The organism is Ochrobactrum sp. BTU1 (assembly GCA_018798825.1).
Taxonomy (GTDB): Bacteria; Pseudomonadota; Alphaproteobacteria; order Rhizobiales; family Rhizobiaceae; genus Brucella.
On sequence record CP076355.1, the window covers coordinates 706,467 to 726,039 of the forward strand.

Genomic DNA, 19,573 nt, shown 5'->3' on the forward strand with positions numbered 1-19,573 from the left:
AAGAATCCCCGGATAGCACAGCTGCACCGCTTATCGATGCTCTGACGGTCGCTGTATAACCTGTATCAACTGAGGGCCTTGTGGCGACCTCGAAGCAGGAGAATAAAATGAGCGGTTTGACCATTCGTAATCGCAAAATGAATTTTAGCAACTGGGGTCTTACGACAGCGCTAAGCGTTGCGCTCGCATTCGGCTCGTTCGCTCAGGCTCATGCGCAGCAAAGCAACCCCGATGCCACCATTAATATCGGATCGCTCTACGAGCCGCAGAACCTCGATAACACTGCCGGCGCAGGTCAGGGCATCAATGAAGCCTTTAACGGCAACGTTTATGAAGCGCTGTTCCGCCTGGACGACAATGGCACAGTTGAGCCGGTTCTTTCCAAGGACTACACGGTCAGCGACGATGGTTTGACTTACACGTTCAAGCTTCAGCCCGGCGTCAAGTTCCATTCGGGTGCACCGCTGACCTCGAAGGACGTCAAGTTCTCCATCGAGCGTGTTGCAGCGCCTGAATCCAAAAGCTCGCGCAAAAGCAGCCTCAAGACCATTACAGGCATCGAAACGCCAGATGATGAAACTGTCGTCGTCAAGCTTTCGTCCCGCTCGATCTCGCTGCCATACAATCTCAGCTATGTCTGGGTTGTGAATGACGATGCGACCGATTTCCAATCGAAGGAAGATGGTACTGGACCTTACGCGCTGGAAGACTGGCGCCGCGGTTCATCGCTCGCCATCAAACGCTTTGACGGTTACTGGGGCACCAAGCCGAAAAACGAAGAGGTTGTCTTCCAGTATTTCACCGATGCAAGCGCACTCAACAATGCGCTTCTGACTGGCTCGGTTGACATCGTCACCTCGGTTCAAAGCCCGGATTCCCTGGCTCAGTTCAAAGACAATCCTGACTTTACCGTCAGTGAAGGCAAGTCCACGACCAAGCTGCTTCTTGCTTATAACGACCGCGTCGCACCTTTCGACAATGTAAAGGTTCGTAAGGCGCTGGCGCGTGCCATCGACGACAAGAAGCTGCTGAACGCCGTTTGGGGCGACTATGGCACATTGATCGGCTCGTTCGTTCCACCAACAGATCCCTGGTATGTCGATCTGACCGGGGACGATGCCTATAATCCTGAAAGCGCCAAGGAGCTTTTGAAGGAAGCGGGCTATCCGAATGGCTTCAGCTTCACCATCGATACGCCGAACTATGACCCGCACCCGATTGCAGCGCAGTTCATCCAGAGCGAACTGGCCAAAATCGGCGTGAAGGTTAACATCAACATCATCACGGCCAATGAGTGGTACACGAAGGTCTATAAGGCGCATGATTTCCAGGCGACCTTGCAGGAGCATGTGAACCACCGCGATATCGTATTCTACGGCAATCCGGATTTCTATTGGGGATATAACAACCCGAAGGTTATTGATCTTATCAAGGAAGCCGAAGCAAGCTCCACCACCGATGAACAGACGGCCAAGCTGACCGAAGCCAACAAGATCATTGCAGAAGATGCAGCCAGCAACTGGTTCTACCTCTATCCGCAGATAGTGGTCTCAAAAAAGTCAGTCAGCGGCTATCCGGTCAATGGTCTGAACTCACAGTTCTTCGCCTATGATATTGAGAAAACAGACAACTAATCAGCTGTCCATAATCGAGAACTGATACTCGACACGAAGCGCCGCCTGAATTATTTTCAGGCGGCGTTATCGCATATTCAAGAGGGTAAAAAGCTGCCCCTCATGCCCGAGAGGTATTCGCCATTCTTGCCTATATTTTGCGCCGTTCGGCCATTCTGATCCTGTCGGTATTCGTTGCAGCTATCGTTCTGTTCTTGCTGCTGCGCCTTTTGCCGGGTGATCCAGCAAATGCATTGGTTTCGGTTGGTGCTGACGCCGCGCAGATTGAAGCTGCGCGTAAACAGGTCGGCTCCGACCTCCCGCTCTATCAGCAATTCACACAGTTCATCGGCTCACTTGTGCGCTTTGACCTCGGCAATTCCTTTGTCAGCGGCGCGCCGGTTTTGACTGAAATCGGCAAACGCCTGATCGTGACGCTGCCACTGACACTGATGGCTTTCGTGCTGGCGATCATCATTGCCGTGCCACTCGGCATCCTGTCGGTCGTGCGTCAGAAAAGCTGGTATGGCTCGATCATTTCAGTGATCTCACAATTGGGCATCGCCGTGCCAGTTTTCTGGATCGGCATTCTTCTCGTCTGGGTGTTCGCGGTGAAATTGCGCATGTTTCCATCGGGTGGTTTTCCATCGCGTGGATGGCAATCAGCACCTGCTGCATTTCAGTCACTGACATTGCCGGTCATCACTATTGCCATCGTCATGTCGGCATCGCTTATCCGCTATGTTCGTTCTGCAACACAGGATGTATTGGGCAGCGATTATCTGCGCACTGCGCGCGCGCTGGGCTCCACGTTCTCGCAAGCGCTGATCCGTCATGGCATCCGCAATGGCGCGGTTCCTGTGATTTCGATCCTCGGTATCGAACTCGCTTCAACGCTTCTCGGCGCTGTGGTGGTAGAGCGCGTTTTCTCGCTCCCCGGCCTCGGCTCCATGCTACTTTTGGGTATCGAGCAGCGTGATTATCCAAATGTGCAAGGCGTTCTGTTTGTCTCTACTTTGCTGGTTCTTCTGGTCGGCTTCGCTGCCGATCTGGTGCAACGTTTGATCGATCCGCGATTGCGCAGCCGGTCGGCGGGAGGCCGCGCATGAGCAGCGTCACCCCATCTTCGCAACGTTTCCGATTGCCTTGGCCGCTCGTAGTCGGCGGTATTCTTGTTGGCATTCATGTCGTTGTTGCACTGCTTAGCCTGTTCTGGACGCCTTATGGGGTCGGTGACATGGTTGGTGGACGGCTGGCAGCGCCATCATGGGAACACTGGGCCGGCACAGACCGGTTGGGTCGCGATTTGATGACACAGATCATGGTCGGCTCACGCATCGCGCTTTTTGTCGGGCTCGGAGCCGTCGCTATCAGCGCTGTGATCGGCGTCACCATCGGCGTTCTGGCTGCTTTTGCGACGCAGACACTCGACGATATGCTGGCTGCAACGCTCGATATTCTGATTGCTTTTCCGACGTTGTTGCTTGCCATGCTGATCGTCGCTTCAAGCGATGGCGCAAGCCTTTCGACCGCTATTCTCGCAATCGGCATTGCTGCATCAGCCATCGTCGCGCGCTTGACCCGCATTCTCGCCAAACGCGTTCTGGCGATGGATTATGTCACAGCGTCGCGCATTTCGGGCACTTCGTGGCTTGGTGTCGTTCGTATCCATGTGCTGCCGAACATCTGGCCGACACTGATTGTCAATTTCGCGCTGCAGTTCGGGCTCGCCGTGATTGCCGAAGCTTCATTGTCTTATCTTGGGCTTGGCGCGCCACCACCAAACGCGTCCTGGGGACGATTGCTGCAGGAAGCGCAGGCTTCGGTTTATACAGCTCCCTTCGGTGCAATCGCACCGGGTCTGGCGCTCGTTTCGCTCGTCATCGGGCTTAATCTTTTTGCAGATGGTTTGCGCGATGTGGCCGATCCAACGCGGAGGAGGCAACAATGAGCCCATTGCTGAACGTTGAAAATCTTGAGATCGAAACTGCTGGCCGCGTTCTGGTTTCTGGCGTGTCTTTTTCGGTTGCGCAGGGCGAGCGTGTCGGCCTGATCGGTGAATCCGGCTCCGGCAAATCATTGACCGCATTGGCCGTCATGGGACTGCTTGCGGAAGGCATGAAAGCAAGCGGCTCTATCACGCTTGAAGGCCACCAGATTATCGGGGCGCGTGATCGTACGCTTGTTCCGCTGCGTGGACGAAGCGTCGCCGCCGTCTTTCAGGAACCGATGACCGCGCTCGATCCGCTGATGCGCATCGGCAAACAGATAGCGGAAGTGGTGCAGCGCCGCGCGTTGCGCGATGGCCGCAAGCTTGGCAAAGCGGAACTCGAACGCGAGGTTATTGGGCTTCTGGATCGCGTTTCCTTGCCGGAACCAACCCGCATTGCCCGCTCATGGCCTCATGAGATTTCGGGCGGCCAGCGCCAGCGTGCTGCGATTGCCATGGCGCTTGCCTGCCGGCCAAAACTGCTGATCGCTGACGAGCCGACAACTGCGCTCGATGTGACGACGCAGGCAGAAATCCTTAAACTTCTTGAGCAACTCGTTCGCGATGAAGGCATGGGGCTTTTGTTCATCAGCCATGATCTGCCGGTCGTCTCGAGCATTGCCGAGCGAGCGCTCGTGCTCAGACGCGGCAATTTGATTGAGCAGGGACCAGTAACTACGCTGTTTGCCAATCCCGTTGAGGACTATACCAAGGGACTAGTTGCTGCCGCGCGTGCCTTCGACGCTGCATTGGAGGTGGCGCGATGAGCCTCATCGATCTTTCCGACGTTTCCTTCGCTTATAGTGGTGGCAAAACCGTGCTGCATGGCATCGATCTCATGCTTGAAAGCGGCAGCAATCTTGGCATTGTGGGTGAATCTGGCTCCGGCAAGACAACCATGCTCAAACTGCTTTTGGGGTTGCAGGTTGCAACGTCAGGCAATGTGAATTTTCGCGGCCAGATGCTCAACATCAAAGACCGCAACTTCATGCGGGGCTTTCGCCGTTCCGTGCAGGCGGTTTTCCAGGATCCTTATTCTTCACTCGATCCGCGCCAGCGCGTGTTCAACATCATAGCTGAACCGCTGCGCTCGCTAAAAATCGAGACGGACATAGCGCAGGCTGTCGCCCAAGCACTGGCTGCTGTCGATCTTCCAGAAGATGCAGCAACACGTTATCCGCATGAGTTTTCCGGCGGTCAGCGTCAGCGTATCGCGATTGCGCGTGCGATTGTCGCCAATCCTGACCTTATTATTGCCGATGAAGTAGTGAGCGCGCTCGATCTTACCACGCGTGCGCGTATCATCGATCTCATGCGGACTTTGTCTGAACGCACGACGTTCGTGGTTGTTTCGCACGATATCGCACTCGTGGCTTTGCTTTGTGAAAGACTGATCGTGCTTGAAAAGGGCACGATCGTTGAACAGGGTAATACGCCCGAAATTCTTGCCAATCCGCAACATGCCTATACGCGAAAACTGCTGGCAAGTTTGCCGCGAATGCCAAGAGAATCGTGACTTAGTTATGGCTCGGAAGAGGGGATTTCGAGCCTGATCACGGTTTTGTGCACATGAGAAAATATGAAATTATTTAACAAGTTTTACCGTGATTTTAGATAAATCATCCCTTTGAATTCATTATTTAATTTATAATTTCTCTAAGGTGCTAAACTGCCATTTATAGCAGTGTCGGTCTCGACCCCTATAAACAAACCGGATTCTCGAAATTTGAATTGTGGCAAATGTTTGTATAACGAGGCACTTTGTTTCATAATGCCATGATATATATGGAATCCCCCGAAACAAATTTAACAGTCTTACCCACCTAATCGGCAGGAAACGACAAATGACCGACCTCCCCGGCTATCCGAGCCGGCGCACCTTTTTGAAAGCCTCCGCAGCAAGCGTGATGCTTTCAGGACTGGCTGTGTCAGCTCAGGCGCAACAGTCGACGCCCCCTGTTGCTCTCGAACAATACGAACGCCAATATTTTAATGATCTTGAATGGACTTTCATCCTCGCCGCTACGGCAAGGTTGATCCCCTCTGACGGTGATGGCCCAGGCGCTATCGAAACCCGTGTTCCTGTATTCATCGACCTTCAGCTCGCTGGCGACTACGGTCGTGCAGACGACTGGTATATGGTCGGCCCTCATGACGCGTCTGCGGACCCGACACGCGGTTGGCAGACCCCGCTCAATCCTGCTCAGATCTATCGTCAGGCTATCCCAGCATTCAACGGTTGGTGCGAGCAGAAATATGGCGCTGCCTTCTCGGCACTCAATGCCGAGCAGCAGGACGCAGCGCTGACTTCCCTTCAGAAGGGTGAAGTTGGTTTGCAGCCAGAACTGCGCGAGTTCTTCGGAATTCTTTTGCAGAACACCAAGGAAGGCTATTTTGCCGACCCGATGTATGGCGGCAATCACGGTATGCAGTCGTGGAGCTATATCGGTTTTCCCGGTGCTCGCGGCAGCTACAAGGAATGGGTTGAGCGTTACAATGTTCGCTACCCATTAGGCCCGGTTTCGATCAAGGGCGAGAGGGCTTAAAAATGGCACGTCAGGAAAAGAAAAAAGACGTGGTCATTGTTGGCCTCGGCTGGACAGGCGCGATTCTAGCTATGGAGTTGGCGCAGGAAGGTCTTGAAATCGTCGCTCTTGAGCGCGGTCACGACCAGAACACCGTTCCGGATTTCAAATATCCGAACATGATCGATGAGCTGAAATACGGCGTGCGCCTCAAGATGATGCAACGCGCAAGCCAGCAGACAGTTACAGTTCGCCGCAATGAGGGTGAAACCGCCCTGCCTTACCGCAGTTTCGGTTCGTTCCTTCCGGGCAACGGTGTCGGCGGTGCCGGCACGCACTGGAACGGCCTGAACTGGCGCCCACAGGCAGAAGAACTGCGTCTTCGTTCGCATGTTCTAGAAAACTGGGGTGAGCAGATCATCCCGGAAGACATGCTTCTTGGCGACTATCCTGTGACCTATGACGAAATGGAACCGTTCTTCGACCGTTTCGAACGTGTTGCTGGTATTTCCGGCAAGGCAGGTAATCTGAAGGGCCAGCTCGTTGAGGGCGGCAATCCTTTTGAAGGATGGCGCTCGAACGAATATCCGATGCCTCCAATGCACACGACCTGGGATGGCCGCAAATTCGCCGACGCAGCAAAGGCCATGGGTTATCACCCGTTCCCGTCGCCGGGCGGCATCGCATCGACTGCCTATGTGAACGAATATGGCATGCAGATGGGGCCGTGCAACCATTGCGGCTTCTGTGAGCGTTTCGGCTGCTACCAGTATTCGAAGTCATCGCCCCAGACAACCATTCTGGATGCGCTCAAGCGTATGCCGAACTTCTCATACCGTACGGAATCTGAAGTTCTGCGTATCGAAATGGCACCGGACGGCAAGACTGCAACTGGCGTTACCTATTTTGACGACAAGACGCAGGAAGAAGTCTTCCAGCCAGCCGACATCGTCATCATGGCTTCGTTCCAACTCAACAACGTGCATTTGGCACTGCTTTCGGGCATCGGCAAGCCTTACGATCCTGCAACGGGCGAGGGTGTGACTGGCCGTAACTACGCTTACCAGCTGACAGGCGGCGTGACACTCTTCTTCAAGAACGAAGAGTTCAACCCGTTCATTGGTACAGGGGCGAACGGCATGTGCATCGATGACTTCGGTGTAAACCAGATCGACTTTGGTCGTGAAGGCTTCATCGGTGGTGCTTATTGGCGTTCGGGACAGACCAACGGCCAACCGATCCGAAGCATGACGCTTCCTTCGGGCACGCCTGGTTGGGGTGCAGGCTGGAAGAGCGCAATTGCTGAGTGGTATGGTCATTCGATGAACATCGGGACTCACGGTTCCGTTATGGCCTACAAGACCAACCATCTGGATCTTGATCCGACCTATAAAGACCCGCACGGCCGTCCACTGATGCGTATGACCTTCAACTGGAATCCGAACGATATCCGGATGACCCAGTTCATGAAGGGCAAGGCGGAAGAATTGGCCAAGACGATGAACCCGGACCTGATGCAGTCATCCTTCAAAAAGGAAGGAGCACAGTTTGACGTTCGTCCTTATCAGACGACGCATACGACGGGCGGGCACACCATGTCGGCTAATCCGCGTGAAGGTGTGGTCAACCGCTTCTCGCAAGCGTGGGACAAGCATAACGTCTTCATGTTGGGTGCGGGTAACTTCGTGCAGAACACGCAGTATAACCCGACTGGCCTGCTTGGTGGTCTGGCTTACTGGACTGCTCATGCGATCCGTACGCAGTATCTTTCCAATCCACGTCCGTTGGTTTGAGGAGAATAGTGATGAAAACTCTTCTTCGCATTATCGGCGTTCTGGTCGTCTTTGGAATTATCGCGTTTCTCGCATTCCTGTTTGTTCCGGTGCAACTGACCAAGTCAACACAAGAGCTTGCTGCTGATTGGAAGCCTGCAAAGGGGCAGGGCGAATATGTGATGTATGCTTCCGACTGTATGGCTTGCCATACGGCAGAAGGCGGCAAGTCGTTTGCCGGTGGCCGTGCGATTGCGAGCCCAATGGGCACGATCTGGACGACAAACATCACTCCGGACAAGGAAACTGGCATCGGCAACTGGACACTCGATCAGTTCCGCGCAGCGCTCTATGATGGCATTCGTGCCGATGGCGTGCATCTTTATCCCGCCATGCCTTACGAAAACTATCGTAAGCTGAACGAGGAAGATGTCCGCGCGCTTTACGACTACTTCATGCATGAAGTAGAGCCGGTGAAGAACGAAGTGCAGCAGACCGAACTCGGTTTTCCGTTCAACATGCGCTTCGGTATCCGCGCATGGAACTGGCTCGCTCTCAACAACAAGGCTGGCTTCACGCCCGCCGGTAAGAACGAAGTTCAGGAACGTGGCCAGTATCTGGTTGAAGGTGCAGCCCACTGTGCTGCCTGCCACAGCCCGCGCAATGCTTTGATGGCGCAGGACGGCGTTCAGGTTGGCGACAAGACCTTCCTTACGGGTGGTGTCGTCGACGGCTGGAATGCACCTTCGTTGCGTGGCCCACAGTCGGCACCTCAGAAGTGGTCCGTTGAGGAAATGGCTTCCTATCTCGCAACCGGTCGTAATTCCCATTCGACCGCAAACGGCGAAATGGGTCTGGCAGTCGAGCAATCGTTCCAGCACCTGACTGATGCTGATACTCTGGCGATTGCTGCTTTCCTAAAGGGTATCGATGGCGCAGCTGTCGAAGTTCCTGAGAATTTTGCAGTCAAGGCACCGACGGCACTTCCAGCCGCTCCGGCAGATGCCGCGGGTGAAGAGACTGCAAAGTTGCTGACTGAAGCATCTCCGAACATGCCAGTCGGCGCACGTCTTTACCTCGACAACTGCGCTGCATGTCACTTTGTGACAGGCAAGGGTGCTCCTGGCATCTTCCCGGAACTAGCAGCTAATGATCTGGTCACGGGTTCGGAAGTGAAGCCGTTGGTCTCGATCATTCTGCATGGTGCAGAAGTGCCTTCGACCGAGAAGCGTCCTATGCGTCTGGTAATGCAGGGCTATGCCGATCGTCTGACGGATGATGAAGTTGCTCAGCTAGCAACTTTTGTTCGCTCGGCTTGGGGCAACAAGGCTGATGCCGTATCTGCTGCTGAGGTTGCCAAGGTCCGCAATCAAGCTTCGCACTGATTGCATCAGGAGAAAACTGCGGGATTTATACTCCGCCGTTTTGCTTAACGACTGAAATTTAGACATAAAAATACCCCCGCGTTAGACGCGGGGGTATTTTTTGTCGAGCATTATGGACTAGAGATGATCGCGCGCGATGGTCTGGTTCCATTCGCGGGTCTTGACCGCCTCGCCATTTTCCTTGGCCGTCAGAACGCCGGAAATATAGAAGTTTTCGGCATCGGAATGCATCTTGGTGGTGCTTTCAATGTCGATCATCCAGCCTTCGCGGCCCATTTGATAGGCCTGTGTCAGCACATAAGACGCCGATAGCGGATCATTGTCATTGATGCGCAGTTCACGCTTGAGGCTATGACTCAATTGCGTACCGAGATCGTCAAAGCGCAAGATGCCTTCGCCGAACAAGCCGCCAATGCCTTCCGTCACATAGAGCGTTTCGCCAGTGACGTGATCCTGTTCGGTCCAGCGGCGCACGCTGCCCGGATCAAGCTGGGTCATCGGTGTTGCCGGACCATGCGCAGGCTTCTGGAAGGAAACATTAGCATCGTCGGCAGATGGCTGACGCACAGGCAGATCGAGAACCGATGAAGCGGTGTCGAGCGTCAGTGTCACGCTCTTAGGCGATGGCCAGACCATCGGCCAGTAGCCGGTTGCAACCGAAAGACGGATGCGATGACCCTTCTTGAAGCTGTAACCGCTATCGTTGAGCTTGATCGCGATTTCATAGGTTTTGCCCGGCACCAGCATTTCTGGCTTGTCATGTCCGTTGATGTGGTTGAGGTTGAAGACCTGATAGCTGACGCGGGTGATACGGCCATCCGGCAGAATATCACTGAGACGTAGCGAAATTTGTGCAACCGGCTGATCGACGGTAAATGTCAGGCGTGCAACTGGCGCGCCGAGAATTTCGAGGTCTTCGGCGAGAACAGCGGTATCGAAGTTGAGCGAGCCGCCATCGTCAAGACGCTGATCCGTTGGGTGTTCGCCAGGGCAACCCGTCGCCATCCATTCGCCACCGGCCTTGCCGTGGCTGTTTGGCGAGGAGATCGACAATATGCCCTTGGCTGCATCAGCTTTGCCCAGCGTGCGGTCAGCACCCAGCGCGAAAGGCTTCGGCGTGATTTCGGTCGATGGCCAGTTCTGTTCGCCGACCCAGCGGCCATTGGTGAAATCGCGTGAGCCGGTTGGTTCGATTGTATCGCAGAGATAGGCGCGCAGTTTCGGCTCGTCCATAACGCCGGTCTCTATGCCCTTAAGCCACTGGTCCCACCAGCGCACCGCTTCCTGCAGGAAACCGATTGCGGGACCCGGCAGGCCGTCCTGCGGATAGACATGGCCCCAAGGACCGATAATGCCGCGGGCAGGGACCTGAAGGTTTTCGAGCAGGCGCGGAACAGCATTGGTGTAGCTGTCGGCCCATGCGCCGATTGTGAGAACCGGGCACTGGATTGCAGACCAATCTTCGCAGACCGAGCCATGCTTCCAATATTCATCGTAATGCTGGTGTTCGAGCCAGAGGGCAGGGAAGAACGGCAGGCGTTCCAGACGTTCAATCCATGCATCGCGCCAGCCAGCGCCCACAATCGCCGGATCTAGCGGACGCGACTGATAAGCTAGCATGATCGTGCCCCACCACAGATTATCGTTGAGCAACAGGCCGCCCATGTAGTGGATGTCGTCGCGGAAACGGTCGTCAGTTGAATAGGCGGTGATGATCGCCTTCAATGCTGGCGGACGGCAGGCTGCAACCTGAAGGCCGTTGAAGCCACCCCAGCTCTTGCCCATCATGCCGACATTGCCGCTGCACCAAGGCTGCGCCGCAATCCAGGCAATGACTTCGAGCGCATCGTCCTGTTCCTGCTGGATATATTCGTCGGCCATGTGGCCATCAGATTCACCCGTGCCGCGCATGTCAACGCGGATCGCGGCATAGCCATTCTGCGCGAAGTAGCCATGCATTGGTTCATCGCGGCCACGCGTGCCGTCGCGCTTGCGGTAGGGAATATATTCGAGCACGGCAGGCACGGGATTTTCCTCGGCGCCTTCAGGCAGCCACAGGCGCGCACCAAGACGGGTGCCATCCTTGAGAGTGATCCACAGATGCTCGGTGACGTTTACGGTCATGATCGGTTCCAATTTGAACAAGGAAAAGCCGGTGCGGCATTAGCGCCGCATCGGTAGTTTAACTGGCGGCACGTGCCTTCAGGATGTCGTCCAGCCAGTTGCGGCGCAGCTCCGGAACGGATGTGATGAGCTGCTCCGTATAGGGCTCATAAGGCGGCTCGAAGATTGCCTTCGTGGTGCCGGTTTCGACCACCTTGCCCTTCTGCATCACCATGGTGCGGTCGGCGAGCCGGCGTACGACGCCAAGGTCGTGGGTAATGAAGAGATATGACACTTGCAATTCATCCTGCAGTTTACGCAGGAGCCTGAGAATTTCTTCAGCGACGAGCGGGTCAAGCGCTGAAGTGACTTCATCGCAGATGATAAGATCAGGCTTTGCTGCAAGCGCGCGTGCGATACAAACGCGCTGTTTCTGTCCGCCCGAAAGGGCACCCGGCAGGCGGTCTGCAAAGTCGACAGGTAGGCCGATGAGTTCAAGCAGGCGCTTGACCTCGACCTCGCGCTGATCTTCATTCATGCCGAAATAGAACTTCATCGGGCGACCGATGATTTCACCAACGGTCTGGCGTGGGTTCAATGCCACGTCAGGGAGCTGGTAAACGAGCTGAATACGACGCAATTCTTCGCGCGAACGCTTTTTGTAGTTCGCTTCGAGCCGCTGTCCGGCAAGGGTGATGATGCCGCTAGAATGCGGTGGCAGACCTGCAATCACACGCGCAAGCGTTGATTTGCCGGAACCGGATTCACCCACTACCGCAAGCGTTTCTCCACGACGGATGTAGCAGCCCACATCGGTCAGAACGAGTTTCTTGCCGTAATAAGCAGTCGCGTTTTTCACTTCGAGCAGGATTTCGCCAGTCTTGTGTTCGGCCTGTTCACCCGAAATGCTGGCTTCACGCTCAGACACCAGACGCTGGGTATATTCCTGCTTTGGCGCTTCGAGAATTTGCTCCGAAGAGCCAAGTTCAACCATCTTGCCATGACGCAGAACCATGATGCGGTCGGCGATCTGCGCCACGACTGCAAGGTCATGCGTGATGTAAAGGGCGGCAGTGTTGTAACGCTGGATCAGGCTGCGCAGGAGTGCGAGCACTTCGATCTGCGTTGTCACGTCAAGTGCGGTGGTCGGCTCGTCCAGCACCAGAATATCCGGGCGGCAGGACATGGCCATGGCAACCATAGCTCGCTGCAACTGACCACCGGAAACCTGATGCGGATAGCGATCGCCAAAGGTGTCGGCATCGGGAAGCTGCAATGTATGCAGCAGTTCCAGCATCCATGCTTTTGCTTCGGCTTTGGTCATGAGGCCGTGATAGAGCGGGCCTTCCATGATCTGATCGCCAATGCGGTGTGCAGGGTTAAACGACGCTGCCGCACTCTGCGCCACATAGGCGATACGTGCGCCACGGGCCTTTTCACGGGTTTCGCGGGTGCCGTCCATCAGCGAAATATCGTCAACGACAATTGTGCCTTCAGCGATTCTACAACCGCCGCGACCATAGCCCATGGCTGCAAGCCCAATGGTGGATTTACCAGCGCCAGACTCGCCGATAAGACCAAGCACTTCACCACGCTTCAGCGTCACATCGACATGATCAACAAGCGTTGCGTCATTGGGGGCTTTGACGACGAGGTCGGAGATTGAAAGAACGATATCCTTGCTCATCGATCAGCTCCCTGCGTAGTCGTGCGCCCGGCCAGAAGCCAGTCAACAACGAGGTTGACTCCAACGGTGAGGATGGCGATTGCAGCCGCCGGGAAAAGCGGTGCATAAAGGCCGTAGAGAATAGCCTGCTGGTTGTCCTTCACCATGCCGCCCCAATCCGCAAATGGCGGCTGGATGCCAAGGCCAAGAAACGACAGGCCTGCAACGAAGAGGAAGGTGAAGCAGAAACGCAGACCAAATTCCGCAATCAGCGGTGGCAGCGTATTCGGCAGAATTTCACGCGAGATCAGCCAGCCGAGGCCTTCGCCGCGAAGACGGGCCGTTTCGGCATATTCCAGCACATTCACGCCCTGCGCCACAATACGCGCTAGACGGAACACGCGGGTGGAATCGAGCAATGCGATGGTGATAATCAGAACCGGCAGCGACGAGCCGAGCGCCTGAAGAATGACGAGTGCCGAAATGAGCACGGGAATGCACATGACGGTATCGACAATGCGCGACAGTACCGTATCGACCCAGCCGCCGAAAATGGCGGCGAGGAAGCCGAGCGGCACGCCGACGCTGAACGACAGGAGCGATGCTGCGAGCGAGACGCCGATTGACATCTGCGCACCAAAAAGCAGGCGAGAGAGCATGTCGCGGCCATTCTGATCAAGACCGAACCAGAACTGTGCCGATGGCGGATCAAACGGTGCGCCGACGATTTCTTCCTGACCATAAGGCGCGATCAACGGGCCAAACAGGAACATCAAAAGGCACAGTGTGACGATGGTGAGACCAACCCACGCCGTCAACGGAATTGATTTTTTCATCTTATTCATCGTGGGTGCCTCAGGCGCGGATTGAGCGCGATGGCAGCGACATCGGCGATGATATTGAGAATGACATAGGCAGCACCGAAGACGAGAGCCGCAGCCTGCACGAGCGGAAGGTCACGCTTGGAAACAGCATCAACCATGAAGCGGCCAAGGCCGTTATAGTTGAACACGGCTTCGACAAGCACCACACCGGTGATGAGGTAAGCGATGTTGAACGCCACCACATTGACGATAGGCGCCGCCGCATTTGGCAAAGCGTGCTTGGTCACGACGCGCTTGGTGCGCAGACCCTTGAGATATGCGGTTTCGACATAGGCTTGATCCATAACCGACAAAACGGCGGTACGTGTCATACGCATCATCTGCGCGACGGTCACGAGAACCAACGTTAGTGCGGGCAGAGCAGTGGCCTGCACCCATTCGAGGAAGGTCATGCCATCATAGGTGTCGGCAAGGCTCGGCAATAGATTAAAGCGGATCGACAAAAACAATATCAATAACAGGCCCAGGAAATACTCAGGCAGAGAGACAAAAGCCAGCGCTACGATATTGATAACACGATCAAAAATGCCGCCGCGCTTTACCGCAGTGATAAGGCCAAGGAGAATTGCAATAGGAACGCTGATGACCGCTGCAAAGGCTGCAAGTGCCATCGTATTCCAGAAACGCGGCCACAAAAGATCGGCCACCGGCTGCTGGTTGGCAAGCGAAGTACCGAGATCACCAGTCACAAAACCAGCAAGCCACGCAAAATAGCGTGCGAGGACCGGTTGATTGAGACCAAGGCTTTCGCGCAGCGTCGCAAGCGCTTCCGGCGTGGCATTCTGGCCGAGAATGGCTGACGCCACGTCACCCGGCAAGATCTGCGTGCCGGCGAAAATCAACGCCGATACGAGGAACAGCGTGAGGAGCCCGAGCCCCACACGCTTGAGAATTAGAACGAACATTTATGCTTCCAGCCAGACTTTTTCGGCAAGGCGAGCACCCATCAGATTGAACATCGGATGCGTGGTCACGCCCTTGAGCTTCTTGGAGGTGGCGTCGAGATAGTCGCCAAACATTGGGATAAGCGCGCCGCCATCATTGCTGATCATGGCCTGCAATTCAGCGTAGATTTCCTTGCGCTTGGCCTGATCGAGCATTGCACGGGCCTCGAGCAGCTTGGCGTCGAAATCAGCGCTCTTCCAATGCGTATCGTTTTGTGAAGCGTTGGATGCATAAGCGATCGACAGAGCCTGATCGGCAGTCGGGCGACCACCGCGATAAGACATGCAGAACGCCGCTTTCATCCAGACATTGTCCCAATATCCGTCTGCTGGTTCACGCTTGATATCAATCTCGATGCCCGACTTGACGGCGGCGGTGCGGAAGATCGCTGCTGCATCGACAGCGCCCGTGAAGGCGGCATCTGAGGCGGACAGCTGAATTTTCAGCGAATCCATGCCCGCCTGCTTCAGATAGAACTTGGCCTTCTCCGGGTCATAAGCGCGTTGCGGCAGTGCTGCATCGAAGAACGGATCGGTGCTTGGGATCGGGTTGTCATTGCCCAGACGCCCATAGCCGCGCAAAGCGGTCTTGAGTAGCTGTTCGCGGTCAATGGCGTGCTTGACGGCGAGGCGGACGTTGTTGTCGGTAAACGGCGCCTGCGTGCAATCCATCAGGAAAGAGAAATGCTGGCCGCCAGACGATTGAACGATGTTGAGGTTCGGATTGCGCTTCAACAGATCAACCGTCTTGAAGTCGAGCTGGTTGATGGCGTGAACCTGACCGGACATCATGGCGTTGGTACGGGCAGACACGTCATTGATTACGATGACTTCAACCGCATCGACCCAAGCCGAATTTGGCTTCCAGTAGCTCTCATTGCGCGTGAAACGCGAACGCACGCCCGGCTGGAAACGCTCGAAAACGAAAGGTCCGGTGCCAACCGGCTTGTTGAAATCGGTCCAGTCTTTAGGAACGACGAGGAAGTGATAATCGGACAGGATGTAAGGCAGATCAGCATTGCCGCTATTCAGCGTGATCTTGACCGTGCCAGCGTCAACCTTGACTACATCAGTGAATTCAGATGCGAGCGAACGCGCACCGGATGTGGTTTCGCCGCGGTGCAGATTGATCGAATAGACGACGTCGTCGGCGTCAAGCGTCTTGCCGTTATGGAAGGTTACGCCCTGACGAACCTTGAAGGTCCATTCCTTGGCGTCGGCAGATGGTTCCCAGCTTTCAAACAACTCAGGCACAGCCTTGTTGTTGGCGTCGATTTCGACGAGACCGTTCATCAGCATGTAGGCCTGATTGACCGGAACCCAATCCTTCAGAAGGCGCGGATCGAAATTATCGGTGGTGGAGCCGCCGCCAATACCAAGCTTGAGCACTCCGCCCTTCTTTGGCGCGCCATCGGCTGCAGCGGCTGCTGCCGAGGTGATCAAACCGCTCATGCCAGTAGCGGCTAGAAGGCCAAGACCTGCGGCGCCTGTCATGAAGCTGCGGCGGGAGAGGTTAAAATCGTTTCGGTACCCAGTCATGCGTTACCCCTGTTGAAGTCTTAGCTTGTATTTTATGCATAGCTAAATCGATTTTGCGGGTTGGACTAGCCCACACAGCTCGTAACTTTCAAGGGTTGTAAGAGGTTTTTATGATATGACTTTTATGCATACCCCCATGCCAAATGTACCTCTTGGCTTTTATGGGAACAGGGATAAAGGAGCATTCCACAGAGACCTGCGGTGGCGCTTCTTCCACAAAAAAAGTTGCCTCTGCGATTGAAATTTTGCTGATCGTGGAGATCAAAATGAGTTTGCCGGATATTGTTGGCTTGTTGGGTGCAGTTTTCTATCTTTCTGCTTATGCCCTGATTCAGCTACGTATTTACACGGTGGACGATGCCATCATTACCGTGCTCAATATTCTTGGCGGTGTAGCGCTGATTTATTCGCTCTCGTGGAACTTCAATCTGGGTTCCATTATCACGCAGGTGGCCTGGCTGGTGTTTACTGTCGTTGGTTACGTGCGGTTCCGTATGATGGCTCGTCGTCGTGCAGCTGTTATACCTGCCGAATGAGTCTCATCATCTTTACGTGATTGCGTCGGTTCCATTGCTTGCAATCAACCAGTCCGACACTTCACGCACAATTTTGCGCTGATGGCGGTCGGCTGGCCGCATCAGATAGAAATAAGCGTCTGATCGCATCATATGATCGTGGACGGGTACGAGCGTGCCTGCTGCAAGCTGCTCTTTGATGAGCCAAGTCCAGCCAAGCGTGATGCCGATCCCTTGCGTGGCCGCTGCAACGCAGAGGCCATAATCGCCCAAGCGCCATTCCAGTGCACCGGGAGGAGGGGAGAGCCGCGCATCCTGCCACCATTCAGGCCAACCTTGCCATTCGCGCATGGTGTCTTCGATTGAGAGTAGAACCGGCGCTTCCTGTTCCATGATGTTTACCACGCCGGGGGCGGAAACCGGCACAACTTCTTCGCGCCCCAGCACGGTTAGATTCACACCAATCGGACGTTCCTTGCGATAGAACAGCGCCAGATCAAATTCATCGAGGCGCAAATGCGCCACATCGTCGGTCACGCGCAGCCGGATTTCGATGCCAGGGAGCTCCGCTTTCAGCATTCCAACACGCAACAAGAACCACTGATCAGCAATGCCGCGCGAACAGGCAATGGTTATCTGTCGTGGGCCTGTCCAGGCACGAAGGCCGTCGGTGACTGCCGTCAAATCGCCGAGCAGGCGGCTGACATCTGAGGCGTAGCTTTCGCCCATTGTGGTGAGCTGAACGCCAACGGGGAGGCGGTTGAACAGCTTGGAGCCGATGAACGCTTCAAGTTTGCCGATCTGACGACTGACGGCGCTTTGGGTGAGACCGAGCTCCAGACCGGCGCGCGAAAAGCTGCCAAGCCGTGCAGCGCTGTCGAAGACGACAAGCGCATTGAGCGGCGGCATAGATTGGCGTCCAACTGCCATAAAAATTCTCCGCAAGAATGAGGCTGTTGTTAATGCCATCTGAAGTCAGCTGCAAGATGCATCAATACGAGAAAATAAGCGATTTTCTCATTTCTTCCATTTCGGAAGAAGTTCATTTCGCCTTGGCTATCTTATCTTTATCGGTGCTTTTCGGCATGGTCTGCCTCAAACATTCATCATCGGAAATGAGGTCTATCGTGATCGACAATCGTACTGCGCCTTATGCTATTTTCATTATGCGTCTGGCGCTCGGCATTCTCTTTCTCGCCCATGCTGGCTTGAAAATTTTCGTCTTCACACCTGCAGGAACCGCAGCATTTTTCGGATCGCTTGGTCTGCCTGGCTGGTTTGCCTACGTAACCATTCTTTGGGAAGTCGTCGGCGCTATCGCGCTGATTATCGGCATCTTTCCGCGCATTGCAGCTGTTGCTCTTATTCCGATCCTGCTCGGTGCGATTTTCACCGTTCACGGTGCAGCTGGCTTCTTTTTCACTAACGCCAATGGTGGTTGGGAGTTTCCTGCATTCTGGATCGTTGGGCTTATCGTCGTGGCATTGGGTGGCAATGGCGCTTATGCTGCGAAGCCGAGTGCATCTGCCTAAATAGCAGACATCGCTATTTGCTGGATATGCGGGGAGGGAACTCTCCGCAATTCTAACGACAATTTTCAAGGATAAGCGCCATGCTTGTAGATGGTAAGTGGACAGAAGACTGGCAGCCAGTTCAAGCAAAAGATGAGAAAGGCGGTTTCGTGCGCCAGATTTCCGGCTTTCGAAACTGGATAACTCCCGACGGTAGCGCAGGTCCGACGGGTGAGGCGGGCTTCAAAGCAGAAGCAGGTCGCTACCATCTTTATGTCGCTTATATCTGCCCATGGGCGTCACGCACCTTAATCGGCCGTAAGCTCAAAGGGCTGGAAGATGTAATTTCGATCTCGGTGGTAGAACCTGCTCTGACCAATCAGGGCTGGCGATTTGGCGACTATCCGGGCGCTGATCGTGATGTTCTCAATGGCGCCACTTATATGCACGAGATCTACACCAAAGCAGATCCACATTATACGGGCCGCGCTACAGTGCCTGTGCTGTGGGACAAGCAAAAACAGACCATCGTCAACAATGAGTCCGCTGACATTCTTCGGATGCTCAACTCAGGTTTTGGCGATCTTGCCAGCGCGGATTTCGATTTTTATCCGGAAGCCTTGCGCTCAGAAATCGACGAGTTGAACGAGTATATTTATCCTCGGCTCAACAACGGCGTTTATCGCACGGGATTCGCCACAACGCAGATCGCCTATGAGGAAGCTTTCCGCGACGTGTTCAAGGCGCTTGCTGTGCTTGAGGAAAAGCTCGATGGAAAGGGTTCATTCCTGTTTGGCGAGAGCCTGACGGAAACGGATATTCGGCTGTTTGTGACGCTCATACGCTTTGATGCTGCCTATTACGGCTTGTTCAAATGCAATCTCCGGCAGTTGAAGGACTATCCGGCGCTGAGTGGCTGGCTGTTGCGCGTTTTGGATATTCCGGGCGTGCGTGAAACGGTCAATATTGATCATATCAAGCGGGGATACTATTCGATCAAGGCGTTAAACCCCACAGGCATTGTACCGATAGGTCCAGATTTGCTGGGGATTGAAAGCGTTCAAACCTGACGAACCGCTTTAATTATTTCCATATTTTGACTATTTTAGGCAATAGGAGCGTATAA

General features: G+C 54.8%; 17 protein-coding genes. 11 read left to right on the top strand and 6 right to left on the bottom strand.

Going from position 1 to position 19,573, the window contains the following annotated elements:
* Nucleotides 1–107 precede the first annotated feature (107 nt).
* The 8 genes from KMS41_14610 (at nucleotide 108) to KMS41_14645 (ending at nucleotide 9,285) form a co-directional block, all read left to right on the top strand.
* A complete protein-coding gene (locus tag KMS41_14610) occupies nucleotides 108–1,634 on the top strand; it encodes an ABC transporter substrate-binding protein (protein ID QWK80133.1) in 1,527 nt (508 codons plus the stop codon).
* A 155-nt stretch (nucleotides 1,635–1,789) separates the two neighbouring features.
* Nucleotides 1,790–2,722, top strand: coding sequence for an ABC transporter permease (locus KMS41_14615; GenBank protein ID QWK80262.1), 933 nt, complete (start codon nucleotides 1,790–1,792; stop codon nucleotides 2,720–2,722).
* Nucleotides 2,719–3,564: an ABC transporter permease gene (locus KMS41_14620; GenBank protein QWK80134.1), complete on the top strand. Its 846-nt coding sequence runs from the start codon at nucleotides 2,719–2,721 to the stop codon at nucleotides 3,562–3,564. The genes KMS41_14615 and KMS41_14620 overlap by 4 nt, the downstream gene beginning before the upstream one ends.
* Nucleotides 3,561–4,370, top strand: coding sequence for an ABC transporter ATP-binding protein (locus tag KMS41_14625; protein ID QWK80135.1), 810 nt, complete (start codon nucleotides 3,561–3,563; stop codon nucleotides 4,368–4,370). The genes KMS41_14620 and KMS41_14625 overlap by 4 nt, the downstream gene beginning before the upstream one ends.
* Complete coding sequence (locus KMS41_14630; GenBank protein ID QWK80136.1) at nucleotides 4,367–5,119, top strand: ABC transporter ATP-binding protein; 753 nt, start codon at nucleotides 4,367–4,369, stop codon at nucleotides 5,117–5,119. Before KMS41_14625 ends, KMS41_14630 begins: the two co-directional genes overlap by 4 nt.
* A gap of 328 nt (nucleotides 5,120–5,447) precedes the next feature.
* Nucleotides 5,448–6,149 carry a gluconate 2-dehydrogenase subunit 3 family protein gene (locus KMS41_14635; GenBank protein QWK80137.1) on the top strand — a complete coding sequence of 234 codons (702 nt, stop codon included), beginning with the start codon at nucleotides 5,448–5,450 and terminating at the stop codon, nucleotides 6,147–6,149.
* Nucleotides 6,150–6,151: 2 nt separating this feature from the next.
* Complete coding sequence (locus KMS41_14640; GenBank protein ID QWK80138.1) at nucleotides 6,152–7,921, top strand: GMC family oxidoreductase; 1,770 nt, start codon at nucleotides 6,152–6,154, stop codon at nucleotides 7,919–7,921.
* A gap of 11 nt (nucleotides 7,922–7,932) precedes the next feature.
* Nucleotides 7,933–9,285: a cytochrome c gene (locus tag KMS41_14645; GenBank protein ID QWK80139.1), complete on the top strand. Its 1,353-nt coding sequence runs from the start codon at nucleotides 7,933–7,935 to the stop codon at nucleotides 9,283–9,285.
* A gap of 117 nt (nucleotides 9,286–9,402) precedes the next feature.
* On the opposite strand, the gene KMS41_14650 is transcribed toward KMS41_14645, so the two are convergent.
* The 5 genes from KMS41_14650 to KMS41_14670 are packed head-to-tail and all read right to left on the bottom strand — an operon-like array spanning nucleotide 9,403 to nucleotide 16,421.
* Nucleotides 9,403–11,409, bottom strand: coding sequence for a CocE/NonD family hydrolase (locus tag KMS41_14650; GenBank protein ID QWK80140.1), 2,007 nt, complete (start codon nucleotides 11,407–11,409; stop codon nucleotides 9,403–9,405).
* A 58-nt stretch (nucleotides 11,410–11,467) separates the two neighbouring features.
* Nucleotides 11,468–13,075, bottom strand: coding sequence for an ABC transporter ATP-binding protein (locus tag KMS41_14655; GenBank protein QWK80141.1), 1,608 nt, complete (start codon nucleotides 13,073–13,075; stop codon nucleotides 11,468–11,470).
* Nucleotides 13,072–13,899, bottom strand: a complete 828-nt coding sequence (locus KMS41_14660) for an ABC transporter permease (protein ID QWK80142.1) — start codon at nucleotides 13,897–13,899, stop codon at nucleotides 13,072–13,074. Before KMS41_14660 ends, KMS41_14655 begins: the two co-directional genes overlap by 4 nt.
* Nucleotides 13,896–14,843, bottom strand: a complete 948-nt coding sequence (locus KMS41_14665; protein QWK80143.1) for an ABC transporter permease — start codon at nucleotides 14,841–14,843, stop codon at nucleotides 13,896–13,898. Before KMS41_14665 ends, KMS41_14660 begins: the two co-directional genes overlap by 4 nt.
* A complete protein-coding gene (locus KMS41_14670) occupies nucleotides 14,844–16,421 on the bottom strand; it encodes an ABC transporter substrate-binding protein (GenBank protein ID QWK80144.1) in 1,578 nt (525 codons plus the stop codon). It lies immediately after the preceding gene.
* A gap of 266 nt (nucleotides 16,422–16,687) precedes the next feature.
* Between KMS41_14670 and KMS41_14675 the strand changes: the two genes are divergently transcribed.
* Nucleotides 16,688–16,957 carry a cyclic nucleotide-binding protein gene (locus KMS41_14675; GenBank protein QWK80145.1) on the top strand — a complete coding sequence of 90 codons (270 nt, stop codon included), beginning with the start codon at nucleotides 16,688–16,690 and terminating at the stop codon, nucleotides 16,955–16,957.
* A 12-nt stretch (nucleotides 16,958–16,969) separates the two neighbouring features.
* On the opposite strand, the gene KMS41_14680 is transcribed toward KMS41_14675, so the two are convergent.
* Nucleotides 16,970–17,866: a LysR family transcriptional regulator gene (locus KMS41_14680; GenBank protein QWK80146.1), complete on the bottom strand. Its 897-nt coding sequence runs from the start codon at nucleotides 17,864–17,866 to the stop codon at nucleotides 16,970–16,972.
* 197 nt (nucleotides 17,867–18,063) lie between these two features.
* On the opposite strand from KMS41_14680, the gene KMS41_14685 reads away from it, so the two are divergent.
* Nucleotides 18,064–18,468: a DoxX family protein gene (locus KMS41_14685; GenBank protein ID QWK80147.1), complete on the top strand. Its 405-nt coding sequence runs from the start codon at nucleotides 18,064–18,066 to the stop codon at nucleotides 18,466–18,468.
* An 80-nt stretch (nucleotides 18,469–18,548) separates the two neighbouring features.
* Nucleotides 18,549–19,517, top strand: a complete 969-nt coding sequence (locus KMS41_14690; protein QWK80148.1) for a glutathione S-transferase family protein — start codon at nucleotides 18,549–18,551, stop codon at nucleotides 19,515–19,517.
* Nucleotides 19,518–19,573: the final 56 nt, after the last annotated feature.